Raw genomic sequence first — 22,904 nt, 5'->3', positions numbered from 1 at the left:
CACGCCGCCAATGACACAGTTCCCCCAGCTGCTCGCCCCCCTCGACCTCGGCTTCACGACGCTGAAGAACCGGGTGATCATGGGTTCCATCCACACCGGACTCGAGGACCGCGCCAAGGACGTCCCCCGGCTGGCGGAGTACTTCGCCGAGCGCGCCCGCGGAGGGGTCGCGCTGATCGTCACCGGCGGTTACGCGCCCAACCGGACGGGCTGGCTGTTGCCGTTCGGCGCGAAGCTCACCAACCGTGTCGAGGCCCGCAGGCACCGCGCGATCACGAAGGCGGTGCACGACGAGGGCGGCAAGATCGCCCTGCAGATCCTGCACGCAGGCCGGTACAGTTACCAGCCGTTCAGTGTCTCCGCCTCGTCGATCAAGGCGCCGATCAACCCGTTCCGGCCCCGCAAACTCACCGGTCGCGGCGTCCGCTGGCAGATCCGCAACTTCGTTCGCTGCGCGCGTCTCGCGCAGCAGGCGAATTACGACGGCGTCGAGATCATGGGCGGCGAAGGCTACTTCGTCAACCAGTTCCTGTGCGAGCGCACCAACAAGCGCACCGACGAGTGGGGTGGTACTCCCGAGAACCGCCGCCGGATGGCCGTCGAGATCGTCCGCCGCACGCGCAAGGCGGTCGGCCCGGACTTCATCATCATCTTCCGCCTGTCGATGGCCGACCTCGTGGAGGGCGGTCAGACCTGGGACGAGATCGTCGCGCTGGCACAGGAAGTGGAGGCGGCGGGCGCCACAATCATCAACACCGACATCGGCTGGCACGAATCGCGTGTTCCCACGATCGTGACGTCGGTGCCGCGGGCCGCGTTCGCCGACATCACCGGCAAACTCGAGAAGCACGTGACCATCCCCGTGGCCGCGTCGAACCGGATCAACATGCCGGAGGTCGCCGAGGAGATCCTGACCCGCGGTGACGCACAGCTGATCTCGATGGCACGCCCGATGCTCGCCGATCCCGACTGGGTGCGGAAGGCGGAGGCAGGCACCCCCGACGAGATCAACACATGCATCGCGTGCAACCAGGCCTGCCTCGACCACGCCTTCGTCCGCAAGCACGTATCGTGCCTGCTGAATCCGCGGGCAGGCCGGGAAACGGAACTGACGCTCTCCCCCACCCGGACCGCGAAGCGGGTCGCCGTTGTCGGCGCCGGCCCCGCGGGGCTGTCCGCGGCGCTCGGCCTGGCTCAGCGCGGCCACGCGGTGACCCTGTTCGAGGCGGATTCGGAGATCGGCGGCCAGTTCGGCATCGCCCGCAAAATTCCCGGTAAGGAGGAGTTCGCGGAGACCATCCGGTACTACAACCGCCAGCTGCCGCTCGCCGGCGTCGACGTCCGGCTCGACACCCGCGTCACCGCGACCGAGCTGGTCGGCACGTACGACGAGGTGATCGTCGCGACCGGAGTGACGCCCCGCGTCCCGTCGATTCCGGGGATCGATCATCCGAAGGTGCTCACGTATCCGGAGGTCGTCCGGGGTGGCAGGCCCGTCGGACGGTCGGTCGCGGTGATCGGAGCCGGCGGGATCGGCGTCGACGTCAGCGAATTCCTTACCCACGAGCACTCGCCGACTCTCGATCTGAAGGAATGGAAGCAGGAGTGGGGTGTCACCGAACCCGAAGCGGCGGCGGGCGCCCTCACCACCCCCATTCCGGAACCGTCGCCGCGCGAGGTGTACCTACTGCAACGCAAGAGCGGCCGGATCGGCGCGGGACTCGCCAAGACCACCGGCTGGGTCCACCGGGCGGCGCTGAAGAGCAAGGGCGTCCAGGAACTGTCCGGGGTCAACTACGAGCGCATCGACGACGACGGCCTGCACATCACGTTCGGCACCAAGCGGGAGAAGCCCCGCACCCTGGCCGTCGACAACGTCGTGATCTGCGCGGGCCAGGAATCGGTGCGTGACCTCGTCGACGAACTGACCGTCGCCGGCGTCACCACCCATGTCATCGGGGGCGCCGACGTCGCCGCCGAACTCGACGCCAAGCGCGCCATCGAGCAGGGCACCCGGCTCGCGGCCCGCATCTGACGCACTACGCTGCTGACCGTGAGCTTGCCGAACCCCACCCCCAGTGCCCGCGCCGTCGTGACCGGCGCCTCGTCCGGAATCGGCGAGGCGCTGGCCGCCGACCTGGCCTCCCGGGGCCACTCCCTGATCCTCGTCGCGCGCCGCGGCGAGGTGATGGAGTCACTCGCCGGGACCCTGCGCGACAAGTACGGCGTCGAGGTCGACGTGCGCGCGTGCGACCTGTCGGATCGGGACGCGCGGGCCGCGCTGGTCACCGAACTTGCGGGCCGTGAGGTCAGCGTCCTGTGCAACAACGCGGGCATCGCCACGTTCGGGCCCGTCGCCGGACTCGACCCCGCCTACGAGCGGGCCCAGGTGGAGCTCAACGCCGTTGCGGTGCACGACCTCACCCTCGCGGTGCTGCCCGGGATGATCGAACGCGGGTCCGGGGCGATCCTCATGGTCGGCTCGGCCGCGGGCAACATGCCCATCCCCCACAACGCCACCTACGCGGCCAGCAAGGCGTTCGTCAACACGTTCTCCGAATCGCTGCGCGGCGAACTGAAGGGAACGGGCGTGAACGTCACCCTGCTCGCCCCCGGACCGGTGCGCACCGAGGAGCCCGACCCGGCGGATGCGTCGATCGTGGACAGGCTGGTGCCCGACTTCCTGTGGATCTCCAGCGAATACACCGCCAAGGTGTCGCTCGACGGCCTGGCCGACAACAAGATGCGCGTCGTGCCCGGCATCATCAGCAAGGCGATGTCCGTTGCCGGGCAGTACAGCCCGCGCGCGGTGGTCGCGCCGATCGTCGGGACGTTCTACAAGAAGCTGGGCAGTTAGTCACCGCTTGCGACGTCGCCCGGTCCCGAAGATGCTGCGGGAGATCTCGCGGCCTGCCGCCGACGCTGCCGAGCGGAGGAAACTCTTCACCGCGGAGTTCCCGAGGATCTGCTCGGCCATGTTCGGCCCCTCCGGCTGCGCGGGCGCAGGGGGCGGCAGGTCGGGCAGCGGGGGCAGGTCGAGGCCCGGTTCCGCGGCAGGCGCACCGGCGACCTTGGCCGTCAGCTTCTCGTACGCCGATTCCCGGTCGACGGTCTGCCCGTACTTCGCGTGAAGCGGGCTCGACGCCGCCGCAGCCCTGATCGCGTCGTTGCCGATGGTGTCCATCAGCGAGCGGGGAGGCCGAATCCTCGTCCAGGCCACCGGTGTCGGCGCGCCCCGTTCCGACAGGACCGTCACGACCGCCTCGCCGATGCCCAGTGACGTGAGGGCCTTCTCGAGGTCGTAGTTCTCGGTGGTCGGGTACGTCCGTACCGTTTTGGTCAGCGCCTTCTGGTCGTCGGGCGTGAAGGCGCGCAGCGCGTGCTGGATTCGGGCACCGAGTTGCGACAGCACCGCGTTCGGGACGTCCGTCGGCAACTGGGTGCAGAAGAACACCCCCACGCCCTTGGAGCGGATGAGCTTCACGGTCTGTTCGACCTGCTGCAGGAACGCCTTCGACGCGTCCGCGAACAGCAGGTGCGCCTCGTCGAAGATGAAGACGAGCTTGGGTTTGTCGAGATCGCCTTCCTCGGGCAGGGTCTGGAACAGATCCGCCAGCACCCACATCAGGAACGTGGAGAACAGTGCGGGGCGCGCGGCCTGGGCGCCCAACTCGAACAACGTGATCACACCCGTGCCGTCGATCACCCGGAGCAGATCCTCGGTCTCGAGTTCGGGTTCCCCGAAGAACGTGTCGCCGCCGTCCGCTTCGAGATTGACGAGGGCCCTGAGGATCACACCGGCCGTGGCCGGGGACACGCCGCCGATGCCCTTCAAATCGGCCTTGCCCTCGTCGCTGGTGAGGTGTGCGATGACCGATCGCAGATCCTTCAGATCGAGCAGCGCAAGCCCCTGGACGTCGGCCCAGTGGAAGATCAGCCCCAGCGTGGACTCCTGAGTCTCGTTGAGCCCGAGCACCTTGGCGAGCAGGATCGGCCCGAACGCGGTGATGGTCGCGCGGACGGGGATGCCCAGGCCTTCCGTTCCCAGCGAGAGGAATTCGACGGGGGATCCCGCGGGCCGCCACTGGTCCTCGCCCGTCTCGGCCGCCCGGGCCGCGATCTTGCCGGTGGCCTCGCCCGGCTGTGACAGGCCCGACAGGTCGCCCTTCACGTCGGCCATCACCACGGGAACTCCTGCAGCCGACAACTGCTCGGCAATACCCTGCAGCGTCTTCGTCTTTCCCGTCCCGGTGGCGCCGGCGACGAGTCCGTGCCGGTTGATCGTCGCGAGGGGGATGCGCACGCGGGCCGCGGGATCCACGGCGCCGTCCAGAACCACGGTTCCCAGTTCCAGCGCCGCACCCTCAGAGGAGTACCCGGCCGCGATGTCCGCGGCGGCACCCGACGGGGCGGCGACGCCTGCAGGAACACGGTTCTCCGCCGCCTCCGCGTCCCTGGCCTCCTGCTCGGCCGCCTCCGCTGCTGCCGCAGCCTCCGCCGCAACCCTGGCCGCCTCGGCGGCTGCCGCCCTCGCGGCCGCCGCCCTTTCCGCCGGGGTCGAGGTCGCGTCGCCGTCCTGGGATTGCGGGGTCATCCAAGCCCTCCTCGGATCACACACATCGGGAGAAAGTGTCCACCGCAGACCTTATCCCGTCACACACGTGACTACTGTGTTCCTGGTGCAGGACAAACTTGTGTGGATCGATTGTGAAATGACCGGGCTCCGCCTCGGTACCGACAAGCTGATCGAGATCGCGGCTCTGGTCACGGACAGCGAGTTGAACGTACTCGGTGAGGGTGTCGACATCGTCATCCACGCCGACGACGACGCGCTCGCGGCCATGCCCGACGTGGTGACCAAGATGCATGAGAACTCGGGACTGACCGACGAGGTCCGGAAATCCACGGTCACCCTCGCCGACGCCGAGCAGCAGGTGCTCGCCTACATCCGCGAGCACGTCCCCGTCGCAGGCACGGCGCCGCTCGCAGGCAACTCGATCGCCACCGACCGCGGATTCATCGCCCGCGACATGCCGGACCTCGACACCTACCTGCACTACCGCATGATCGACGTCAGCTCCATCAAGGAACTGTCCCGGCGCTGGTACCCGCGGATCTACTTCGGTCAGCCCGAAAAAGGTCTCGCCCACCGCGCCCTGGCAGACATCAAGGAGTCGATCCGGGAGTTGAAGTACTACCGGAAAACGGCGTTCGTATCCGAGCCCGGACCGTCTACCAGCGACATCGCCGCAGTCGTCGAGGAACTCGGACCCGCCTGAGATACCGATTGGCGTTTTGCGCATCGAACGCGCTAATATCTTCCTCGCCGAAGTTACTGCCCCCGGGCGGTGACAGAAGCACAGTGGTGGGTGTAGTTCAGCTGGTAGAGCACCAGGTTGTGATCCTGGGTGTCGCGGGTTCGAGTCCCGTCACTCACCCCACACGGAAAGCCCCCGGCCTCGGCCGGGGGCTTTCCTCTTTGCAATTGGTCTCTCGCCGCCGTCAGGCGTTGGCGTTGCCCGCCTTCCAGACATCCCACGGGATGTTCCAGTCCCCGAGGCCGTCCGTGCCCGACAGGGTGCCGCCCAGCGTGTTCTTGACGACGACGATGTCGCCGCGCTTCGTGTTGTCGTACACCCACTTCGCGTTGGACGGGCTGAGGTTCAGGCAGCCGTGGCTCGCGTTCGAGTAGCCCTGCTGCCCCACCGACCACGGCGCCGAGTGGAAGAAGATGCCGCTGTACGACATTCGCGTGGCCCAGTCGACGGGAGTCTTGTATCCCTGCGGCGAGTTGACGGGCACGCCGTACGTGGACGAATCCATGACGAGGTTCGCGAACCGGTCGCCGATGATGTAGACGCCGTTGTCGGTGGGTGTGTCGTCCTTACCCATCGACGTGGGCATCGTCATGATGACTTCGCCGTTGCGCTCGAACGTGACCTGCTTGGTGTTGTCGTCCGCGGTCGCGACGACGGCGTCGCCGATCGTGAACGCGGTATGGACGTCCTCCTGACCGAACAGGCCGTCACCGAGATCCCGGCCGTACACGGCGACCTTCACGTCCACGGCGGTGCCGGGTGCCCAGTAGCTCTGCGGACGCCACCGCACCTCGCGGTTGTTCACCCAGTAGAACGCGCCCTCGACGGGCGGAGTCGTCGTCACCGTGATCGCCGACTCCGCCGCCTTGCGGTCGGGGATGTTCTCGTCGAACTGGACGGCGATCGGCTGACCGATGCCTACCACGTCGCCCTCGGACGGCAGCACGTACGGCTTGGTGACGTTTCCGGGCGCGCTGGTGGTGAACTCGGACGTCGAGACGGTGCCGCCACCGAGCCCGTTCGCCTTCACCTCGAGCCGGTACTCCTTGTCGTAGCCCAGCGGCTCCGTGTTGACCCAGGACAACCCGTCGGGGGCGATGGCGCCGTCGACCGGCTCGCCCTCCGGGTTGAGCATGGTGACCTTCGCCAGCGTGCCGTCGGCCACCGTCACCGTCACCGGTTGTCCCGGCGAGAATCCCACCGCACCATCGACTGCCGACGCCGTCAGCTTCGGCTTGATGAGTTCGGTGACCGGATTGGAATCGATCGGCGCCTCACCTTCCGACGTGACGCTGTCGGCACCGGAGACGGTGCACCCTGCGATCGACAATGCGAATACGAGTGATGCCGCCACAATCGTCGCCGTCTTCGAGACGGAACTCACCGATTGCGCACGCATGCGCCCGCCACGCCCCACACCCATGGATAACCCCACTTCACGTCCTCGCTCCGAATTCACGTTCAAGCCGGCACGTCCCTCGCCTTCGCAAGACGATTCGGCACGTCGAGACCGTGTGGTCTCCAATGATGCCAGCCGCTGGAGACCGGTTCCAACCAAGCGCCGGGCCGCTCAATAACGTTCGAATATCAATCGTGACCAGCGGCGCTCTTGTTACGCACCACCCTGCGGATGGGGTCGTCACGGGGAGCCGCGACCAGGCGATTTGCATTCCCGAGAAGCGACCCGCTAATGTTCTGTCTCGCAAGAGCGAGCGCCTATAGCTCAGTTGGTAGAGCAAGTGACTCTTAATCACTGGGTCCGGGGTTCGAGTCCCTGTGGGCGCACTTGCACGAAGGCCCCCATTCTCTCACGAGGATGGGGGCCTTTCTCGTTGTGACCATCTCACCGGAGCGTGCGGGCGGTCAGATGACGAACGGGCCGCCGGAACGTGAAGTCACGGGGAACTTCACCTCCGACGGCCCGTTGTCACGGGGGGTCGTTCAGCGCAACGCTCTGCGGAGCACCAGGAGCCCTGCCACCGCACCCACGGCGATCAGTCCGTACTTGACCGCCGGCTCGTTCAGCTTCGCGATCAGCGTCCGCTTCGTGTTCTCCACGAGACGCTTCGGGTTGGTGCGGACCGTCAATTCGTCGAGAGTGCTCGCGAGCTGATTACGCGCGTTCTCGATCTCACGCTCGATGCTCTCGGTGTCCCTGGGCACGTGTCCTCCAACTTGTTCGACTTGTTCGATCAGCGAGAGCGACGCTACCGCGACGTTCCCACACTTGCGTCAACCGTAGACGAGAACTTCCGACCTGCGACTCCGTCTCCCCCAATCGCGCTTCGGCCCACTGTCGTCCCTGCCCGGTAGCCTGACTTCTCGTGACCGACAACAGCAGACTCGCCCCCGGCGACACCGCCCCCGCCTTCACGCTGCCCGACGCCGACGGCAACGACGTGTCGCTCGCCGACTTCCGCGGCCGCAAGGTCGTCGTGTACTTCTACCCGGCGGCGAGCACGCCGGGCTGCACCAAACAGGCGTGCGACTTTCGCGACAATCTCGCCGACCTCAACGGCGCAGGCCTGGACGTGATCGGCATCTCCCCCGACAAGCCGGCGAAGCTGGCCAAGTTCCGCGACAACGAGGAACTGACGTTCCCCCTTCTCTCCGACCCCGAGAAGACCACGCTCGAGGCGTGGGGCGCGTTCGGTGAGAAGAAGATGTACGGCAAGACGGTGCAGGGCGTCATCCGCTCCACGTTCCTCGTCGACGAGGACGGCAAGATCGAGGTCGCCCAGTACAACGTCCGGGCCACCGGGCACGTCGCGAAACTGCGGCGGGACCTGTCCGTCTGATCGGCGCGTCGGGCGGCGGTGTCTCGTCCAGCCGCCCGATCGCATCGTTCGCGCGCAAAACGACGCGGGCGAGTCTCCTCGTCCAGGTGAAACCCGACGCGTCACCGGGAGGGATCTTCGGAATCCGGACGAAAGACGGATAGCCTGGGGCGGTGGAGTCTTCAGTCAGCAAGCAAGCGCCGCGCCGTGTGGATCCGGCGTTGGAGCTGCAGTCGGACCCGCAGGAGCTCCTGCCGCGCAGACGTCCGACCCAGGAACGTAGCCGCCGCAAGTTCGACGCACTGCTCACGGCATCGCGGGAGTTGCTGGTGGACGTGGGATTCGAATCGTTCACCTGCGAGGAGGTCGCCGCCCGTGCGGACGTCCCGATCGGCACGCTCTACCAGTTCTTCGCGAACAAGTACGTGATCGTCTGCGAGCTCAACCGGCAGGACCTCGTCGGCGTGCAGCACGAGATCGCCCAGTTCAACGGCGAGGTCCCGTCCCTCGACTGGCTGCGGTTCCTCAATTCGTTCGTCGACCACATGGCGGGCCTGTGGACGTCGGATCCGTCGAGGCGCGAGGTGTGGCTGGCGATGCAGTCGACGCCCTCGACGCGCGCCACCGGCGCCATCCACGAGAAGGCGTTCGCGGAGCAGGTCTCGCGGATGCTGGCACCGCTCACCCCGGATACGTCGCGGGAGCGGCGCACGATGATGGCCGAGGTACTCGTCCACGTCGTGTATTCGATGCTCAACTTCTCGGTGCAGGACAATCAGAGCCACGCGGACGCCGTCGCCGAGCTGAAACGGCTGATGGTGGCGTACCTGCTGGTCGCCGAAAAGGAATCGCGCACCACGTAGGCGCTACGCACTCGTGCGCCCTTCCGGTTGCCGGGGCTACCAGAAAGGCGCACGAGCGCCGGAGGCGCCTACACGGATTCGATGACGGCGAACGCGCCTGCCATGTCTCCGTCGTGGGTGAGCGAGATGTGGATCTTCACGTCGGTCAGATGCTTGGCGACGTCCCCGCGTAAGCGGATACTCGGTCGCCCCCACGCATCCGTCACCACCTCGATCAGGTGGTGGATCATCTCGGGCAGCACCGGCGGGCTGGCGAAGAGAGACGTGGACCAGGCCTTGATCACTGCCTCCTTCGCAGCCCACCGGGCGGCGAAATGTCTAGCCGGATCGGAGCTCCGGGTCACGGCGTCCCGACGCTCGCCCGGTGTGAAGTTGTCGAGCATGGCCGTTCCTGGCCGGTCCAGCTGCTCGGCGAACTCCGACACCGTCACGAGATCGAAGCCGATCCCCAGAACTCCCATCCGTCGTTCCTACTTGCAGCCGGGCAGGCCCGAGCTGTACACGTCGTCCGCCCCGAGGCGCGCGGCCTCGGTGAGCAGGACGTCCGCCTCGAGCTGACGGGACGCGGCGGCCGGGACGCTGTCGCCGCCGAAGCGACGATCCGCCGGACGCTCGTACAGGCTGCCGCCGCCGACCATGGCCTTCGCCAGACGACGCTGACCCTCGACGGTGCGCTTGCGTGCCTGCTCGAGGTACGCCTCACGCCGGTCGGCCGGGACTGCCTCGACGAACGCCTGCGAGTGGACGACCGCGACCATGCCCGACACGTGCCCGAAGCCGAGGCTGGTCAGCAGACCGGCCTTCAGCGGGAACTGCTCGCCGAAGCGGAGCGCCTCCCGGGCCCACACGAGGTGTTCGAACTCGGCCATCTTCTCGTCGACGCAGTCGAGGCTGCGGTTCGGCGGCACGATGCCCTGGTCCAGCACCTGGCAGAGACCGATCAGTTGGAAGGCTGCGGCACCGCCCTTGGCGTGTCCGGTGAGGCTCTTCTGCGAGACCACGAACAGCGGTGCACCTTCGCTGCGTCCGAGTGCCCCGGCGAGGCGCTCGTGCAGCTCCGCCTCGTTGGGATCGTTGGCCGCGGTGGACGTGTCGTGCTTGGAGATCACCGAGATGTCGTCGGCACTCACACCGAGCTTGCCGAGGGACTGGGCGAGCTGCGAATCCGCTCCCCCACGACCCGCGCCGAGCGCACCGATTCCGGGAGCCGGGATCGACGTGTGGACACCGTCCGCGAACGACCCGGCGTAGGCGACCACACCGAGGACGGGCAGGCCCATCTCGAGTGCCAGGTCACCGCGGGCCAGCAGGATGGTGCCACCACCCTGCGACTCGACGAACCCGCCGCGACGACGGTCGTTGGCCCGCGAGAATCGACGGTCGTCGATGCCCTTGGCCCGCATGTCGTCGGTCTTGGCCGTGGCGGACATGTCACCGAATCCGATGATGCCCTCCGCGCTGAGGTCGTCGAACCCGCCGGCGACCACGAGCTGAGCCTTGCCGAGCTTGATCTTGTCGACGCCCTCCTCGACGGACACCGCGGCCGTGGCGCACGCCGCAACCGGGTGGACCATGGCGCCGTAACCGCCGACGTAGGACTGGACCACGTGCGCCGCAATCACATTCGGCAGGGCTTCCTGCAGGATGTCGTTCGGCCGGTTCTCGCCGAGCAGCGTGTCGATGTACAGCGACCTCATGGAGGTCATGCCGCCCATGCCGGTGCCCTGGGTGTTGGCGACCAGCGAGGGGTGCACCCACCGCAGCAGTTCGCTGGGCGTGAACCCACCGGTGAGGAACGCGTCCACCGTGGCGACGATGTTCCACAGGCCCACCCGGTCGACGGAGTCGGCCATGTCGGCGGGGATGCCCCACTTGGTGACGTCGAAGCCGGTCGGGATCTGGCCACCCACGCTGCGTGTGAGCTTCATCTTGCGGGGGACGCGGATCTCGGTGCCCGCACGGCGGGTGACCTGCCAGTCACCGCTGTCCGGAACCGGGGCGGCGACCGTGTTCTCCGGGTCGGCCTCGACGAAGGCGAGTGCCTCCGCTTCGGTGCTGACCACGAAGCTCAGGTCCTTGTCGAGGAAGACCGACGTCAGCAACGGTGCGGTGTTCTCGATCATGGCGCCGTCGTCGACGTAGCGACGGATGCCGCAGTTCTCGACGACCGTGTCGTGGTACCGGTCCGCGATCTCGGCCTCCGGAACCAGTTCCCCGGTCTCGGCGTCGTACCAGCCTGCGGACGGTGTGGTCTCCCACACGACGAGTCCGGTGTTCCAGGCGAGTTCGAGAACGCCTGCCGCCGAAAGCTCTTCGTCGACCTCCATCTCGAAGCGGGTACGCGAGGAACCGAACGGTCCGAGCTCACCGGCGCCGACGATGACGACGAGGTCCTCCGGAGCCGCAGTGACGCCGGACCAGGCCGGAGTCACCGACGCGGAGACCCGCGGCGGGGCGGGCAGGGCCGCGATGGTGTCGAGAGCGTCCGCGATCTCGTCGGCCTCGGCTGCAGCAGCCGCAGCGTCCTGAGCCTGCTTCGCCAGAGCGGGCAGATCCAGGTTCGCCTGGGCGAGCCCACCGGTCAGATCGGCCGCGAGGGGCTCGGTGGAGGCGAGGCGACGTGCCTCGGGCTCGCACCACTGCAGCAGTTCGGTGGCCATTTCCTGGGTGGACCAGGTACGGACGCCGGCGCCTTCGACAGCCTCGACCAGCGGGTCGTTGCCACCCATCAGGCCGGTTCCGCGGACCCAGCCGATGAGAGCGTGCACCAGGGTGACGCGCTCGGCCCAGTTGCGCTCGGCCTTCCAGCGGCCGACCACTGCGTCCAGCGCGGCCTTGGCCTCGCCGTACGCACCGTCGCCACCGAACAGACCGCGGTTCGGGGAACCGGGCAGCACGACGTGCAGGTGGGTGTCGACGTCACGGTCGTAACCGATCTTCGACAGTCCGCCGATCAGGCGCTCCACCGACCACAGGAGGACACGCATCTCCATTTCGGCGCGGGCGCCGGCGTCGGCGAGGTCGCCTGCCACGCGGGGCGCGGCGAACGGGAACAGCAGCGTCGGGGTGACCGCTTCCTTGACCAGCTTCTTCGATCCACCGGCCGTCTCGTACTGGGCTTCACCGATCCACTCGATGAGTGCGTCGATGTCCGTGTAGGACGCCATGTTCGCGGGGACCACCCACAGGGCGGCACCGGCGCGGGCAGTGCGGCGGTACAGGTCGCGGTAGAAGCCGAGGCGCTTGTCGTCGAGACGCGAGGTGGTCACGAAGACCGTCGCGCCGCCTGCGAGGAGCTTCCCTGCGACCGAGGCCGCGATGGAGCCCTTGCTGGCGCCGGTGACGACGGCAACCTGGTCTGCCCATTCCGGGGTCTCGTCGGTGACGACGACTGCCGCCTCCGCGATGCGTCCGTACTTCTCGGCCAGAGCCGTGCGACCCTCGTCGGTTGCGCGGGCCTGCCACCATGCGGCCTGCGCCGCAACGGACTTGCCTGCACCGGCGAAGCCTTCGATCTCGAGGGACTCGGAGCCTGCCGCGTCGATCCACAGACGAGCCAGATCCTCACGTGCGCTGGCCCAGCGGTCGTCGAGGAGCACCGCCCGCTTGGCGTCGAACGCGGGAGCGACCAGTCGCGGCCAGTCGGAACCGAGTTCCGCCGACACGAGGTCGACGAGTTCGGTGTCGGTCTGCTGCGCTGCAGCCGCCGTGTCACCGGCGAAGCCGAGCTGCTCGAGCACGAGGCGGGCGGCCGAGGCCAGCACGCCGTCGCGACCCGTGATGTGCTCGGTGAACTCACCCAGCGCCGCTGCGTCGACGGTGCCACCGGCTCCGCCGCCCGAGGACGGGAGAGAGACGCTGATTCCGCGGCGCGAGGCGACTGCGGCCACTGCGCTGTCGATGACGGCGTCCACTGCGGCACCGTCGGCGAGACCGCCGCCGGCCAGGCCGCCGAGGTCACCACCACGGATGCTGGAACCGTCGCGGGTTCCGAGCGCCACCTCGGCGGTGACGTGGTACGCCCAGCCGTCGCCGAGTTCCCAGACCTTCTTCACACGGTCCGCGATGGCCGCGGGACGACGACCCGAGGGGCCGAAGACCTTGCGGAGGTGGTCGTTGATCGAGTCGGACAGCACCGGGCCGAACGGCTTGTACGTGCGGGCCAGGGAGTCGACCGTGCCGGCGAGCGAGCCCATGTCGGCGTCTGCGGCACCGTCGATCGCGCCGAGCGAGAGCTCGGAGCCGAGGTCGACGAGCAGCTGGTTACGCCGGGAGGACACGCCGTCGCACAGCGCCTCGATCGTGTCGACGGGGCCGACCTGGTCGGGGCGGAGCTTCGTCCACAGGCTGATCAGAACCTTGGTGGCGTCGGCGGCCTTGAACGCGATGTCGTCGGGACGCGGTCCACCGGACGGTGCTGCTGCCGGGGCCGGAGCCGCGGCGGGTGCGGCCGATGCAGCGGGAGCAGCAGCTGCGGGTGCTGCCGGCTCGTCGTCCTCGACCGGCGCCGGATCGACGTCGGTGGAGTACACGATCGCTGCTTCACGCTCGATGTTGAGGACCTCGACCGGGTAGCCGAAGCGGCCCGGCAGCTTGAGGGTCTGCGACGCGAGGTTCGCGACGGTCGGGACGGAGCCCAGACCGATCTCGACGAACCGCTCGACACCCAGTCCACCCTCGGACTCGTCGGCGAACAGCAGGTCCTGCGTCTCGATCCAGCGCACCGGGCTGGCGAACTGCCAGGCCAGGAGCTCGGTGAGGACCACGCGGGTGAGCTCAACCGGCTTCTTCGCCCAGGAGGCGAAGTCCTTCAGCACCTTGTCGAGCGGCTTCGACGGCACCAGGTCGGCGATCTCCTGCACGAACTCCTTCTCCAGGGAGAACGGCTTCGGGACCAGGTTCGGGATGTAGCGCCCGATCAGGATGGCCGGGTCGATGTCCTGCGGCAGCAGTTCCTCGAGACGTCCACGGAAGTCGTCGACGCCACCACGCAGCACCGTCGAGTGGAACGGGACGTCGATGCCCGGGACCATGATGTACGCGCGCTTGCCACCGAAGGCTTCACGGCGGATGTCGATCTGCGTCTCCAGCGCGTTGAGCCCGGCGACCGTGCCCGCGATGGCGTACTGCGAGCCACGCAGGTTCAGGTTCACGATCTGCATGAACTCACCGGTCTCCTCGGCGACACCGGCGACGAACGCCTCGACGTCGTCGTCGGCCAGACCGATCTGCGACGGGCGGATGGCGGCCATCCGGTAGTCGGAGCGGCCGGCCTCGTCGCGGGGAACGAGTGCGTGCATCGCGGATCCACGCTGGAAGACCACCTCGAGAACGGCTTCCAGAGGCAGCACACCGGCGACGGCGGCGAGAGCGTTGTACTCACCGACCGAGTGGCCTGCGAGCAGGGCACCCTCGACGAATGCGCCGGACTCACGGAGCTCGGCGACCTGAGCCACACCGAGAGTCGCCATCGCGACCTGGGTGAACTGGGTCAGGTGCAGGACACCGTCCGGGTGCTTGTGCTCGATGCCACGCGCCTTGACGACCGTCGGGTTGTCGCGGACCACGGCGAGGATCGAGAAGCCGAGGGCCTTGCGGGTGTGCTTGTCGGCGCGGTCCCAGATCTCGCGGGCGGCCTTGGAGCGGGCGCGGGCGTCGAGGCCCATGCCCGGACGCTGGATGCCCTGTCCGGGGAACGCGTAGACGGTCTTCGGGGCGGCGGTGCGACCCGTGGCGACCATCACGAGGTCACCGTCGATGCGGCAGCCGACCTCGACGATCTCGGCACCACGGTCCGTGGCGATGCGGTCGACGCGGACGTCGATCTCGGCGCCGGGGCGGACCATGCCGAGGAAGCGCGCGGTCCACGCGGTCAGGCGACGCGGCGGCGTCTTGGTCTCGGCCGGGTCCACGGCGGTGACGACCTGCTGGGCGGCGGCGGAGAGCCACATGCCGTGCACGATCGGGCTGCCGAGGCCGGCGAGCAGTGCCGCGTTGTCGGAGGTGTGGATCGGGTTGTGGTCGCCCGACACCTGGGCGAAGGAGCCCATGTTGCGGGGAGCGACGATCTTGGTGTCGCGGCGACGACGACGCGGGGTGTCGACGGCAGCGTCACTGAGCGAGCCACCGGCGCGGGCCGGGTCGGACAGTTCGCCCTTGCCGGTGCGGCCGCGGATCGCGAAGCGCTCCGACAGGGTGACGACGGCAGGCGCGTCCAGGCCCTCGCCGAGCATCGCGCCGACCTCGACCTTGACCTCGACGACGCGGCCCAGGTCGGTGTCGAGAACCGAGGCGACCTCGGCCTTGACGACGAGAATGCTGGTCTCCGACGGCAGTTCGCCGACGAAGTCGACGCCGTGGTCCAGGTGGACCAGGTCGAGCATGCCCTCGATGACGGAGAGCGAGTCTTCGGTCTTGGCGGCACCGAGGACGGCGAACACGGCCGGCCAGCAGGCGCCGACGACGACGTCCGGAACGGCCTTGCCGCTCACGCTGAGCGTCGTGGGCAGACCCGAACCGGTGACACCGGCGTGGTCCGCGATCAGGTCGGGCGTCCACGCCAGGTTGAGCCGTGCGACACCGTTCTTGACGGCGGGCAGTTCCTGGCCTGCCGCGACCGCGAGGAGAGCCGTCATGGACTTCTCGGCGTCGGCCTCGGTGACCACGGGGGCGCCACCGTCGGCGACGGACGCGGGGACGGTGATGGTGATCTCGACGGACTTGCCTGCGACCAGCGGGACGGTGAGGAGCACCTGACGGTCCTCGATCACGGACAGCTCGGCACCGGTGGTCTCGTGGACCGCGCGGGTGTCGGACTCGACCGACCACTTGTCGAGGTCACCGAGCCGGCGAACCGGGTTCAGGGTCAGGCGCGAGGCCCACTGGATGTCGGGAGCCGACAGGACGGTGTCGAGGAGGCCGCGGGCGATGTCCGCGTGACGACGAGCGAGCAGCGACTGCGGCTCGGCACCGGCGGTGACCAGCTCGTCGTAGGTGGCCTTCTCGAAGCGGTCCAGCAGTTCGCCGACCGGCTCGTCGGCACGCGTGATGCCTGCGACGGCGACGGTGCCGGGGATGACGCAGACCTGATCCGCGGTGTAGCGGGGATCGTGCGCCTGCCACAGCGAGTCGGAACGCCACCAGCGGCGGACGTCACCGTCGACGACGGGAACGAAGTTGACCGGCTTGCCGGGGGTCTTGCACAGCGAGACGAAGAACGAGACGTCCGCGGGGTGCAGAACCGTGGTCGCGTAGTCGGGGTACTGAGCCTGCAGGGCGCAGATTGCCGCCTCGGGCCGCTCGAGAATTGCCTCGTCGGCGAACAGGGTGGGGATGGGTCCGCGGTCGACCGGGTGCAGACGCGACTCGGTGCGCTGCAGCATCTCACCGAAGCGCGCACGCCAGGTGATGTCGAGCCACGGGCTCTCGGAGGCCTCGATGATGGCGTCCTGGAGGTCGGTGCCGCAGTCGAATGCCTTCGCCGCGTCGATGCCGACGGCCAGTTCGAGGTAGCGGCGCAGCCACTGCTCGTACGTCATCGTCGCGACGTCGCCGAAGAACGGCTTGGCCGTGATGTTCAGGGCCTCGATGATCTCGTCGCGACGCTCGGCGACGGCGTCGGCGTCGCCGGCGACCTCGTCGAGCAGGCGGCCGGTGCGGGACGCGGCGTTGTCGATCTCGTGGATGTCGGCGCCGAGCTGGCTACGGCCGGAGGCCATGCCGCCTTCGGCGGTGCCCGCACCGACCCAGTCCGGGGTACCGGGGGTGTCGACGAGGAGCTGCTTGACCTCGGGAGACGTGGTCGCCTCGAGGGTGGCCATGGCGGCGGTGCCGACCAGGATGCCGTCCAGCGGCATCGCCGGGAAGCCGTGCGCGACGGACCAGCGACCGGTCAGGTAGTCGGCAGCCTGTTCGGGCGTGCCGATGCCGCCACCGACGCACAGGACCAGGTTCGGCCGGGTGCGCAGCTCGGCGTAGGTGTCGAGGAGCAGGTCGTCCAGGTCTTCCCACGAGTGGTGGCCACCGGCGCGGCCGCCCTCGATGTGGGCGATGACGGGGAACGAGGGAACCTCGTTGGCGATGCGGATGACGGAGCGGATCTGCGCGACCGTGCCCGGCTTGAACGCGACGTAGCTGAATCCGCCCTCGACGAGGTCCTCGATGATCGAGACGGCGTCCTCGAGCTCGGGGATGCCTGCGGTGACGACGACACCGTCGAACGGAGCACCCGCGGCGCGGGCCTTCGGGACGAGGCGCTTGCCACCGACGTGGAGCTTCCACAGGTAGGGGTCGAGGAACATCGAGTTGAACTGCACGGCGCGGCCCGGCTCGAGCAGCCCGGTGAGCTTCTCGACGTTGTCGGCGAAGATCTGCTCGGTGACCTGGCCACCGCCGGCGAGCTCGGCCCAGTGGCCTGCGTTGGCGGCTGCGGCGACGATCTTCGGGTCGACCGTGGTCGGGGTCATGCCTGCGAGCAGGATCGGCGAGCGACCGGTCAGCTTCGTGAAGGCGGTCTCGACGCCGATGCGTCCGCCCGGCAGCGACACCGGCTTCGGGAGGAACTCGGTCCAGGCGGCGGGAACCTCGGGGGTCGCGCCCGGGGTGAGCAGGTTGCGGTGACCGCCACGGGTCGCGGCGGCGACGATGCCGACGCCCTGGCCGCGGACACTGGCCGACGTCATGCGGGTGAGGAGGTCACCGGGTCCGAGATCGAGGATCCATGCGGCACCGGCTTCGATGGTGCCGTCGACGGCCTCGACCCAGTCGACGGGGTCGACGAGGCAGGCGCTCGTGAGGGCGCGGGCCTTCTCCTCGTCGAGACCGCAGCGCACGGCCCACTGGCCGACGATGTCGATCGTCTCCGCGAGTGCGGGGTGGTGGAACCCGATCTCGACCGCGAGCGGCTCGAAGACGGGCGCGAAGATGGAGCCGCCACGCTTCTTGGCGTCGCGCTCACGGGCCTCGTCGGCCTCGATCTGCTCGCACCGCTGCTGGACGCGTGCCAGCTGGGCGGGCGGGCCGGACAGGACGACGCGGCGACGGGCGTTGCGGATGCCGAGGACGGCTGCGCGCTCGGGCTCGAGGCCTTCGGCGAGCTCCTCGACGATCTGACGGAGCCGTTCCGGATCGACGTTGGAGACAGCAAGCATCGGGGTGGAGTCGGCGGCGGAGATCACTCCGCGACGACGGCCGACCAGACCGGCGGCCGCACCGATGAGCTGAGCGAGGGCGAGGAGTTCGCCGTCCTTCTGACCGGAGGAGGCGACGGCCTCCGCGGCGAGGAGTCCCTGGGAGTGGCCGATCACCGACACGGGAGCCGTAACCGCGGGATCGAGGCCCTGAGCTGCCAGCGCACGCAGCGCCGCGATCTGGGTGAGGAAGACGCCGGGGAGGGACACCGCCGCCGAGGTGAGCGCTGCCGCGGAAGGTCCGGACGCCTGGGCGTCGTCCTCTTCGTCGGCGAGTTCCTGCTCGAGGATCCATGCGATGGGGTCGAATCCGACCGGGCGCACGACGAGCAGCTCCTGCGCCACGGGGGCGAGGTAGTCGGCCGCGTCGTTGACGAGGGTGGTGAGTGCCGGCTCGAGTCCGTTGTCGCGGCTCAGTTCCTCGAGCGAGCTCAGCCAGGGTGCGCCCTGACCACCGAAGGCGAGCGCGTACGGCTCACCTCCGAGCAGACGATCCACCAGGGTGCCCTTGCTCGACGACCGAGTGTCGTCCCGGTCTACGCCGATGCGCCGCGAACCCTTCGAGTTGCTTCCGTTTCCTGCGGGTGTCGTGTCGTCAATCGTCACGCGTATGTCCTCTCCTGTTCCCCTCTGGGGGGAGGTGGGGATTGCTGTCTGCTGCCCTCGGCATCGTGTGCCTGCTGTATCGGCTCTGATCAGCTCTTCCGGGCTGCTCAAGGTTGACACAGAATCATGAGGATTTCCTCACGTTCACGCGCCGCCGGGGTGTCACAGCCGCGCATCGGAGAAATATCGCGTGATGTCCCTCACAGACCTACCGCGAAGTGACCGACGGGTAGATCACGTCTCCGCTGCACGTAGGCGGTGCAAGGACGTCCAAGAACCTGAGGAAAGCCTCACATTAATCGTTATCAATTCGTTACCACCTTGACGAAGCCCCAGGTTCATGCAGGTATGCGCCCTCGAAACCAGCCCCGGAGCACGACAAAAGCGAACCTGTCGGACCCTCGCACTAATGTTCGATTCCAGGAACTGCCGACAGCCATTCTCCGGGGGGAAGAAATGAGCACAGCCCACGTCCGCGCCCTACTCGATCACATCGACGCCGAACTGCCGCGAGAGTCGTGGCCGCACTGGACGGAGGGCTGGCCGCAGGAGATCGAAGCCGCTCTCCTCGACGCCGCCTTCTCCGCCCGGGCGACGTACGGCACGCCCACCACCGGGGTCCGCGCCGTCATCACCCGCTGGCGCGATCACCGCGCCGCACCACTCGACGACCTCACCGCACTCGCCGCGCACGCCGACGAACCCGAAGGCCTCCTGACGGTCCTGAACAACCGGCAGCGGGTACCGGGGAACTACACCACCAAGGCAGAGGCCGTCGCCACGGCGGCACGCTCGCTCACCGAACTGGGCTGCACCACGTCCGCAGATCTCCGTGACGACGACGCGCAGCGGAGCGCCCTCGTCGCCGTGCCCGGATTCGGCGCCGCCACCTGGGAGTGCTTCGCCATGCAACTCGGCGTGCCCACAACCGCGTCCCGCGCAGTGGTGTGCGACTTCATCGCCGAGGCACTCGATCTCGAATCACCCGCAACCACAACACAGGCGGAAGACCTCGTCGCCGCCGCGGCAGCGCGCCTCGAGGTCACCGCCACGACCGTCACCCACGCCGTCTGGCGATACCAGCGCCGGCAGCAACGCGCGGCAGGTGCGAGGTGAAGTACACGCGGGAAGTCCTCGAACAGGCGGTCGCGGAGTCGACGAGCTACGCCGGCGTCATGCGCTACCTCGGACTTCGGCCTGCAGGTGGCACGCACGCGCACCTGAGTAGGCAGATCAAGAAGTTCGGGATCGATACATCTCACTTCACCGGCAGCGCTCACACAAAAGGAAAACCTGCACGTAATCGGATGACCTGGCAGGAAATTCTGATCCGCAGACCACCGGGTAGCGCGCGTGTACAACCACATCTGTTGCGCCGCGCGCTGATCGAAGCAGGTGTTGCGTACCAGTGCGCACTGTGTGGCCTGAATGCCGAATGGTGTGGGCTCCCGCTAACTCTCCACGTCGACCACATTCGCGGAGATCCCCTCGACTCACGTTTGCACGAAGTGCGCTTCCTGTGCCCCAACTGTCATACGCAGACCGCAACGTGGGCCGGGCGCAATCGCACGTATGGCACCGAGGAATCGACCGGCTGAGCACACCGGTTCAGATGGTGGCGTAGTCTGTCCTTCGCGCGCGAGTGGCGGAAGGGCAGACGCGTCAGGCTTAGAACCTGATGTCCGATGGACGTGGGGGTTCGAATCCCCCCTCGCGCACTTCTCGGCTTCGGCCGATTCGGTGGCCGTGTGCCCCGGCCAGCTCGACTTTCGCGGACGAGCCTGTGACCGCCGCCATAGCGGCAACCTCTCCTAGCAGCGCATTCGGCGATTCAGGTACCGTCGTTACGTGTCCGGTAACCGTAAGCAACGCCGCCCCGCGCTGATCCTGTTGGTGGTCGTCGGGGCTGTCGGGTGCCTCGCACTCGGCTGGTGGCAGTGGCAACGGTTCGAGGCGGTGGGCGGAACGGGCCAGAATCTCGGGTATGCGTTCCAATGGCCACTGTTCGCAGCGTTCCTGGTCTACGCCTACCGGCGATTCGTGCAGCTCGAGGACGCCGAGCCGGCAGACACGACCGATGTCCCGGACGCGCCCGCTGAACTGCGGGAAATTCCTGCGGACGTCCTGCCCCCTCGCCCCGCTGCGGCCGAGGACGACGATCCGGACGACCTCGAGAGCCTGCAGATTTCGCAGTACAACCAGTACCTCGCCGAGCTGTCCGCTCGCGAGACCGATAGGAGCACCACGTGAGCACGGGCCAAGACGAGACGACTGCCGGTTCGGTCGCAGATACCGCGAAGCAGAAGAAAGTTGCTCCCGCGCTGCTGCGCTACCGAGTTCTCGCCTACGCCACCGGTGTGTGGCTGCTGGTCCTCACCGCGGAGGTAGTGGCCAAATACATCTTCAAGGTCGACAACCTGCCCACATGGATCGCGGTGGTTCACGGCTGGGTGTACTTCGTCTACCTGCTGGTGACGCTCGACCTGGCGGTCAAGGTGCGCTGGCCCGCGGGCCGGACGGTCGGAACGCTCCTCGCGGGCACCATCCCGTTCCTGTCGTTCTACGTGGAGCATCAGCGGACCAAGCAGGTCCGCCGCGACTTCGAACTCTGATCGAACCGCTCGGCTCCGTCACATGACGACCGGCTGACCGGTGATCATCGCGATCACGTAGGTCAGCCGGCCGAGCGGTGTCTGTCGGTATCAGCGCCCGGTGAGCGCCGCCAGGGCGGGGACGAGTTGGACGAGCGCCCGCCCTCGATGCGAGGAGGCGTCCTTCTCCTCGGGTGAGAGCTGGGCGGCCGATCGGGTGTCCCCTTCGGGCACGAATACCGGGTCGTAGCCGAATCCGCCGTCGCCGACCGGCTGACCGGCGACGCTGCCCCGCCATTCGCCCCGGACCACCGTTTCCTCGCCGCCGGGTACCACGAGCGCGCACGCCGAGACGAACGCCGCTCCCCTGCGGTCTTGGGGCACGTCGGCGAGCTGAGCCAGGACCAATGCGGTGTTCGCGGGATCGTTTCCATGGGTGCCCGACCAGCGGGCGGACAGGATTCCGGGCATACCGTTCAGGGCGTCCACCTCGATTCCGGAATCGTCTGCGACGCAGGGCAATCCGGTGGCGGCGGCGCCGTCGCGTGCTTTCGCGAGAGCGTTCTCCTCGAACGTCGCACCGGTTTCGGGGGCTTCGGGGTACTCGGGCACGGCGTCGAGTCCGACCAGTTCGATCCCGTCGACACCGGCCGCCGCGAGCACGCGATGCAGTTCCCGGAGTTTCTTCGCGTTGCGGCTCGCCACCAGCACCCGTGTGGTTTCCGGCACCGGTCTAGCTCCCGAACTTCTTCTTCGACGTCTCCGGGACCTTCGGCTCGGGAAGCTCACCGGGATAGGGCAGTTCGAGTGCCGCCTTCTGGATCTCGAACAGCTGCTCGCAGCCTGCGAGTGCGGAATCCAGCAGTTTGTCGAGCGTGCTCCGCGGGAAGGTCGCGCCTTCGCCGGTGCCCTGGATCTCGACGAGGGTGCCGGTGTCGGTGGCCACCACGTTCATGTCGACCTCGGCGCGCGAGTCCTCCTCGTACGGCAGGTCGAGGCGCACACGGCCGTCGACGACGCCCACACTCACCGCGGCGATGCCGCAGGAGATGGGCTGCGGGTCGGCGAGGCGGCCCGCGGCACGGAGGTAGGTCACCGCGTCGACGAGGGCCACGTACGCGCCAGTGATGGCGGCAGTGCGGGTTCCGCCGTCGGCCTGCAGGACATCGCAGTCGAGGGCGATGGTGTTCTCACCGATGGCGGCGAGATCGATGCAGGCGCGGAGGGAGCGTCCGACGAGCCGGCTGATCTCCTGGGTGCGTCCCCCGACCTTGCCCTTGACGGACTCTCGGCCGCTGCGGGTGTGGGTGGCGGCGGGCAGCATGGCGTATTCGGCGGTCAGCCAGCCGAGCCCGGAGCCCTGACGCCAGCGGGGAACGCCGTCCTCGACGCTGGCGGTGCACATCACCCGGGTGTTTCCGAATTCCACCAGCACCGATCCCGCGGGATGAGTGGTGAAGCCTCGGGTGATCTTGACCTCGCGGAGTTCGTCGTCCGCCCTGCCGTCTTCTCGTGTGGTCACAGCGGAGAGCCTAGTCGTCCCCGGCTGGGGCGCGAACAC

At 68.2% G+C, this 22,904-nt stretch carries 16 protein-coding genes and 3 tRNA genes; 12 read left to right on the top strand and 7 right to left on the bottom strand.

Going from position 1 to position 22,904, the window contains the following annotated elements:
- Positions 1-10 precede the first annotated feature (10 nt).
- Both JWS13_RS38900 and cmrA read left to right on the top strand, forming a co-directional pair.
- Positions 11-2,035: an NADPH-dependent 2,4-dienoyl-CoA reductase gene (locus JWS13_RS38900; protein WP_206010581.1), complete on the top strand. Its 2,025-nt coding sequence runs from the start codon at positions 11-13 to the stop codon at positions 2,033-2,035.
- 18 nt (positions 2,036-2,053) lie between these two features.
- A complete protein-coding gene (gene cmrA, locus JWS13_RS38895; protein ID WP_206010580.1) occupies positions 2,054-2,857 on the top strand; it encodes a mycolate reductase in 804 nt (267 codons plus the stop codon).
- Here the strand turns inward: cmrA and JWS13_RS38890 are convergent, their stop codons facing one another.
- Complete coding sequence (locus JWS13_RS38890) at positions 2,858-4,594, bottom strand: helicase HerA-like domain-containing protein (RefSeq protein WP_206010579.1); 1,737 nt, start codon at positions 4,592-4,594, stop codon at positions 2,858-2,860. It lies immediately after the preceding gene.
- Positions 4,595-4,679: 85 nt separating this feature from the next.
- Here JWS13_RS38890 and orn point away from each other — a divergent pair, with 85 nt between their 5' ends.
- Positions 4,680-5,279 (top strand): oligoribonuclease, encoded by a 600-nt coding sequence (orn, locus tag JWS13_RS38885; protein WP_206011905.1) that lies wholly within the window; start codon positions 4,680-4,682, stop codon positions 5,277-5,279.
- Positions 5,280-5,365: 86 nt separating this feature from the next.
- Positions 5,366-5,441 (top strand) — tRNA-His (locus JWS13_RS38880).
- A gap of 61 nt (positions 5,442-5,502) precedes the next feature.
- Here the strand turns inward: JWS13_RS38880 and JWS13_RS38875 are convergent.
- Positions 5,503-6,741 (bottom strand): L,D-transpeptidase, encoded by a 1,239-nt coding sequence (locus tag JWS13_RS38875; protein WP_124390080.1) that lies wholly within the window; start codon positions 6,739-6,741, stop codon positions 5,503-5,505.
- A gap of 289 nt (positions 6,742-7,030) precedes the next feature.
- Here JWS13_RS38875 and JWS13_RS38870 point away from each other — a divergent pair.
- A tRNA-Lys gene (locus JWS13_RS38870) sits at positions 7,031-7,103 on the top strand.
- A gap of 156 nt (positions 7,104-7,259) precedes the next feature.
- On the opposite strand, the gene JWS13_RS38865 is transcribed toward JWS13_RS38870, so the two are convergent.
- Positions 7,260-7,481: a DUF3618 domain-containing protein gene (locus tag JWS13_RS38865; RefSeq protein WP_206010578.1), complete on the bottom strand. Its 222-nt coding sequence runs from the start codon at positions 7,479-7,481 to the stop codon at positions 7,260-7,262.
- Between the two features lie 161 nt (positions 7,482-7,642).
- Here JWS13_RS38865 and bcp point away from each other — a divergent pair, with 161 nt between their 5' ends.
- Together bcp and JWS13_RS38855 are read left to right on the top strand one after the other, a co-directional pair.
- Positions 7,643-8,116, top strand: coding sequence for a thioredoxin-dependent thiol peroxidase (gene bcp / locus JWS13_RS38860; protein WP_095864958.1), 474 nt, complete (start codon positions 7,643-7,645; stop codon positions 8,114-8,116).
- A 152-nt stretch (positions 8,117-8,268) separates the two neighbouring features.
- A complete protein-coding gene (locus JWS13_RS38855) occupies positions 8,269-8,958 on the top strand; it encodes a TetR family transcriptional regulator (RefSeq protein ID WP_124390079.1) in 690 nt (229 codons plus the stop codon).
- 68 nt (positions 8,959-9,026) lie between these two features.
- On the opposite strand, the gene acpS is transcribed toward JWS13_RS38855, so the two are convergent.
- Together acpS and JWS13_RS38845 are read right to left on the bottom strand one after the other, a co-directional pair.
- Complete coding sequence (gene acpS / locus JWS13_RS38850; protein ID WP_009474123.1) at positions 9,027-9,419, bottom strand: holo-ACP synthase AcpS; 393 nt, start codon at positions 9,417-9,419, stop codon at positions 9,027-9,029.
- A gap of 9 nt (positions 9,420-9,428) precedes the next feature.
- Positions 9,429-18,752 carry a type I polyketide synthase gene (locus tag JWS13_RS38845; protein WP_206010577.1) on the bottom strand — a complete coding sequence of 3,108 codons (9,324 nt, stop codon included), beginning with the start codon at positions 18,750-18,752 and terminating at the stop codon, positions 9,429-9,431.
- A gap of 456 nt (positions 18,753-19,208) precedes the next feature.
- Here JWS13_RS38845 and JWS13_RS38840 point away from each other — a divergent pair, with 456 nt between their 5' ends.
- The 5 genes from JWS13_RS38840 to JWS13_RS38820 all read left to right on the top strand — a co-directional run bounded on the left by JWS13_RS38840 (position 19,209) and on the right by JWS13_RS38820 (position 21,364).
- On the top strand, positions 19,209-19,868 hold the full coding sequence (locus JWS13_RS38840; protein WP_206010576.1) for a hypothetical protein: 660 nt from the start codon (positions 19,209-19,211) through the stop codon (positions 19,866-19,868).
- Complete coding sequence (locus tag JWS13_RS38835; protein ID WP_124390076.1) at positions 19,865-20,350, top strand: HNH endonuclease signature motif containing protein; 486 nt, start codon at positions 19,865-19,867, stop codon at positions 20,348-20,350. Before JWS13_RS38840 ends, JWS13_RS38835 begins: the two co-directional genes overlap by 4 nt.
- A 38-nt stretch (positions 20,351-20,388) precedes the next feature.
- Positions 20,389-20,470: transfer RNA gene (locus tag JWS13_RS38830), tRNA-Leu, on the top strand.
- Between the two features lie 130 nt (positions 20,471-20,600).
- Positions 20,601-21,002, top strand: a complete 402-nt coding sequence (locus JWS13_RS38825) for a transcriptional regulator (protein WP_124390075.1) — start codon at positions 20,601-20,603, stop codon at positions 21,000-21,002.
- Complete coding sequence (locus JWS13_RS38820; RefSeq protein ID WP_160094987.1) at positions 20,999-21,364, top strand: DUF3817 domain-containing protein; 366 nt, start codon at positions 20,999-21,001, stop codon at positions 21,362-21,364. The genes JWS13_RS38825 and JWS13_RS38820 overlap by 4 nt, the downstream gene beginning before the upstream one ends.
- A gap of 90 nt (positions 21,365-21,454) precedes the next feature.
- On the opposite strand, the gene rdgB is transcribed toward JWS13_RS38820, so the two are convergent.
- Both rdgB and rph read right to left on the bottom strand, forming a co-directional pair.
- Entirely contained in the window at positions 21,455-22,072 is a 618-nt protein-coding gene (gene rdgB, locus JWS13_RS38815; protein WP_206010575.1) for an RdgB/HAM1 family non-canonical purine NTP pyrophosphatase, read from the bottom strand.
- A 4-nt stretch (positions 22,073-22,076) separates the two neighbouring features.
- Positions 22,077-22,865 (bottom strand): ribonuclease PH, encoded by a 789-nt coding sequence (rph, locus tag JWS13_RS38810; RefSeq protein ID WP_072947017.1) that lies wholly within the window; start codon positions 22,863-22,865, stop codon positions 22,077-22,079.
- Positions 22,866-22,904 lie beyond the last annotated feature (39 nt).

It is taken from the genome of Rhodococcus pseudokoreensis (genome assembly GCF_017068395.1).
Taxonomy (GTDB): domain Bacteria; phylum Actinomycetota; class Actinomycetes; order Mycobacteriales; family Mycobacteriaceae; genus Rhodococcus_F; species Rhodococcus_F pseudokoreensis.
This window is presented reverse-complemented; position numbering and strand designations above follow the sequence as displayed.

Excerpts from the sequence above, each read along its gene's own strand:
- JWS13_RS38890 (WP_206010579.1), bottom strand. The coding sequence starts at position 4,594 with ATGACCCCGCAATCCCAGGACGGCGACGCGACCTCGACCCCGGCGGAA.
- JWS13_RS38875 (WP_124390080.1), bottom strand. The coding sequence starts at position 6,741 with ATGGGTGTGGGGCGTGGCGGGCGCATGCGTGCGCAATCGGTGAGTTCC.
- JWS13_RS38840 (WP_206010576.1), top strand. The coding sequence starts at position 19,209 with ATGAGCACAGCCCACGTCCGCGCCCTACTCGATCACATCGACGCCGAA.
- JWS13_RS38900 (WP_206010581.1), top strand. The coding sequence starts at position 11 with ATGACACAGTTCCCCCAGCTGCTCGCCCCCCTCGACCTCGGCTTCACG.
- acpS (WP_009474123.1), bottom strand. The coding sequence starts at position 9,419 with ATGGGAGTTCTGGGGATCGGCTTCGATCTCGTGACGGTGTCGGAGTTC.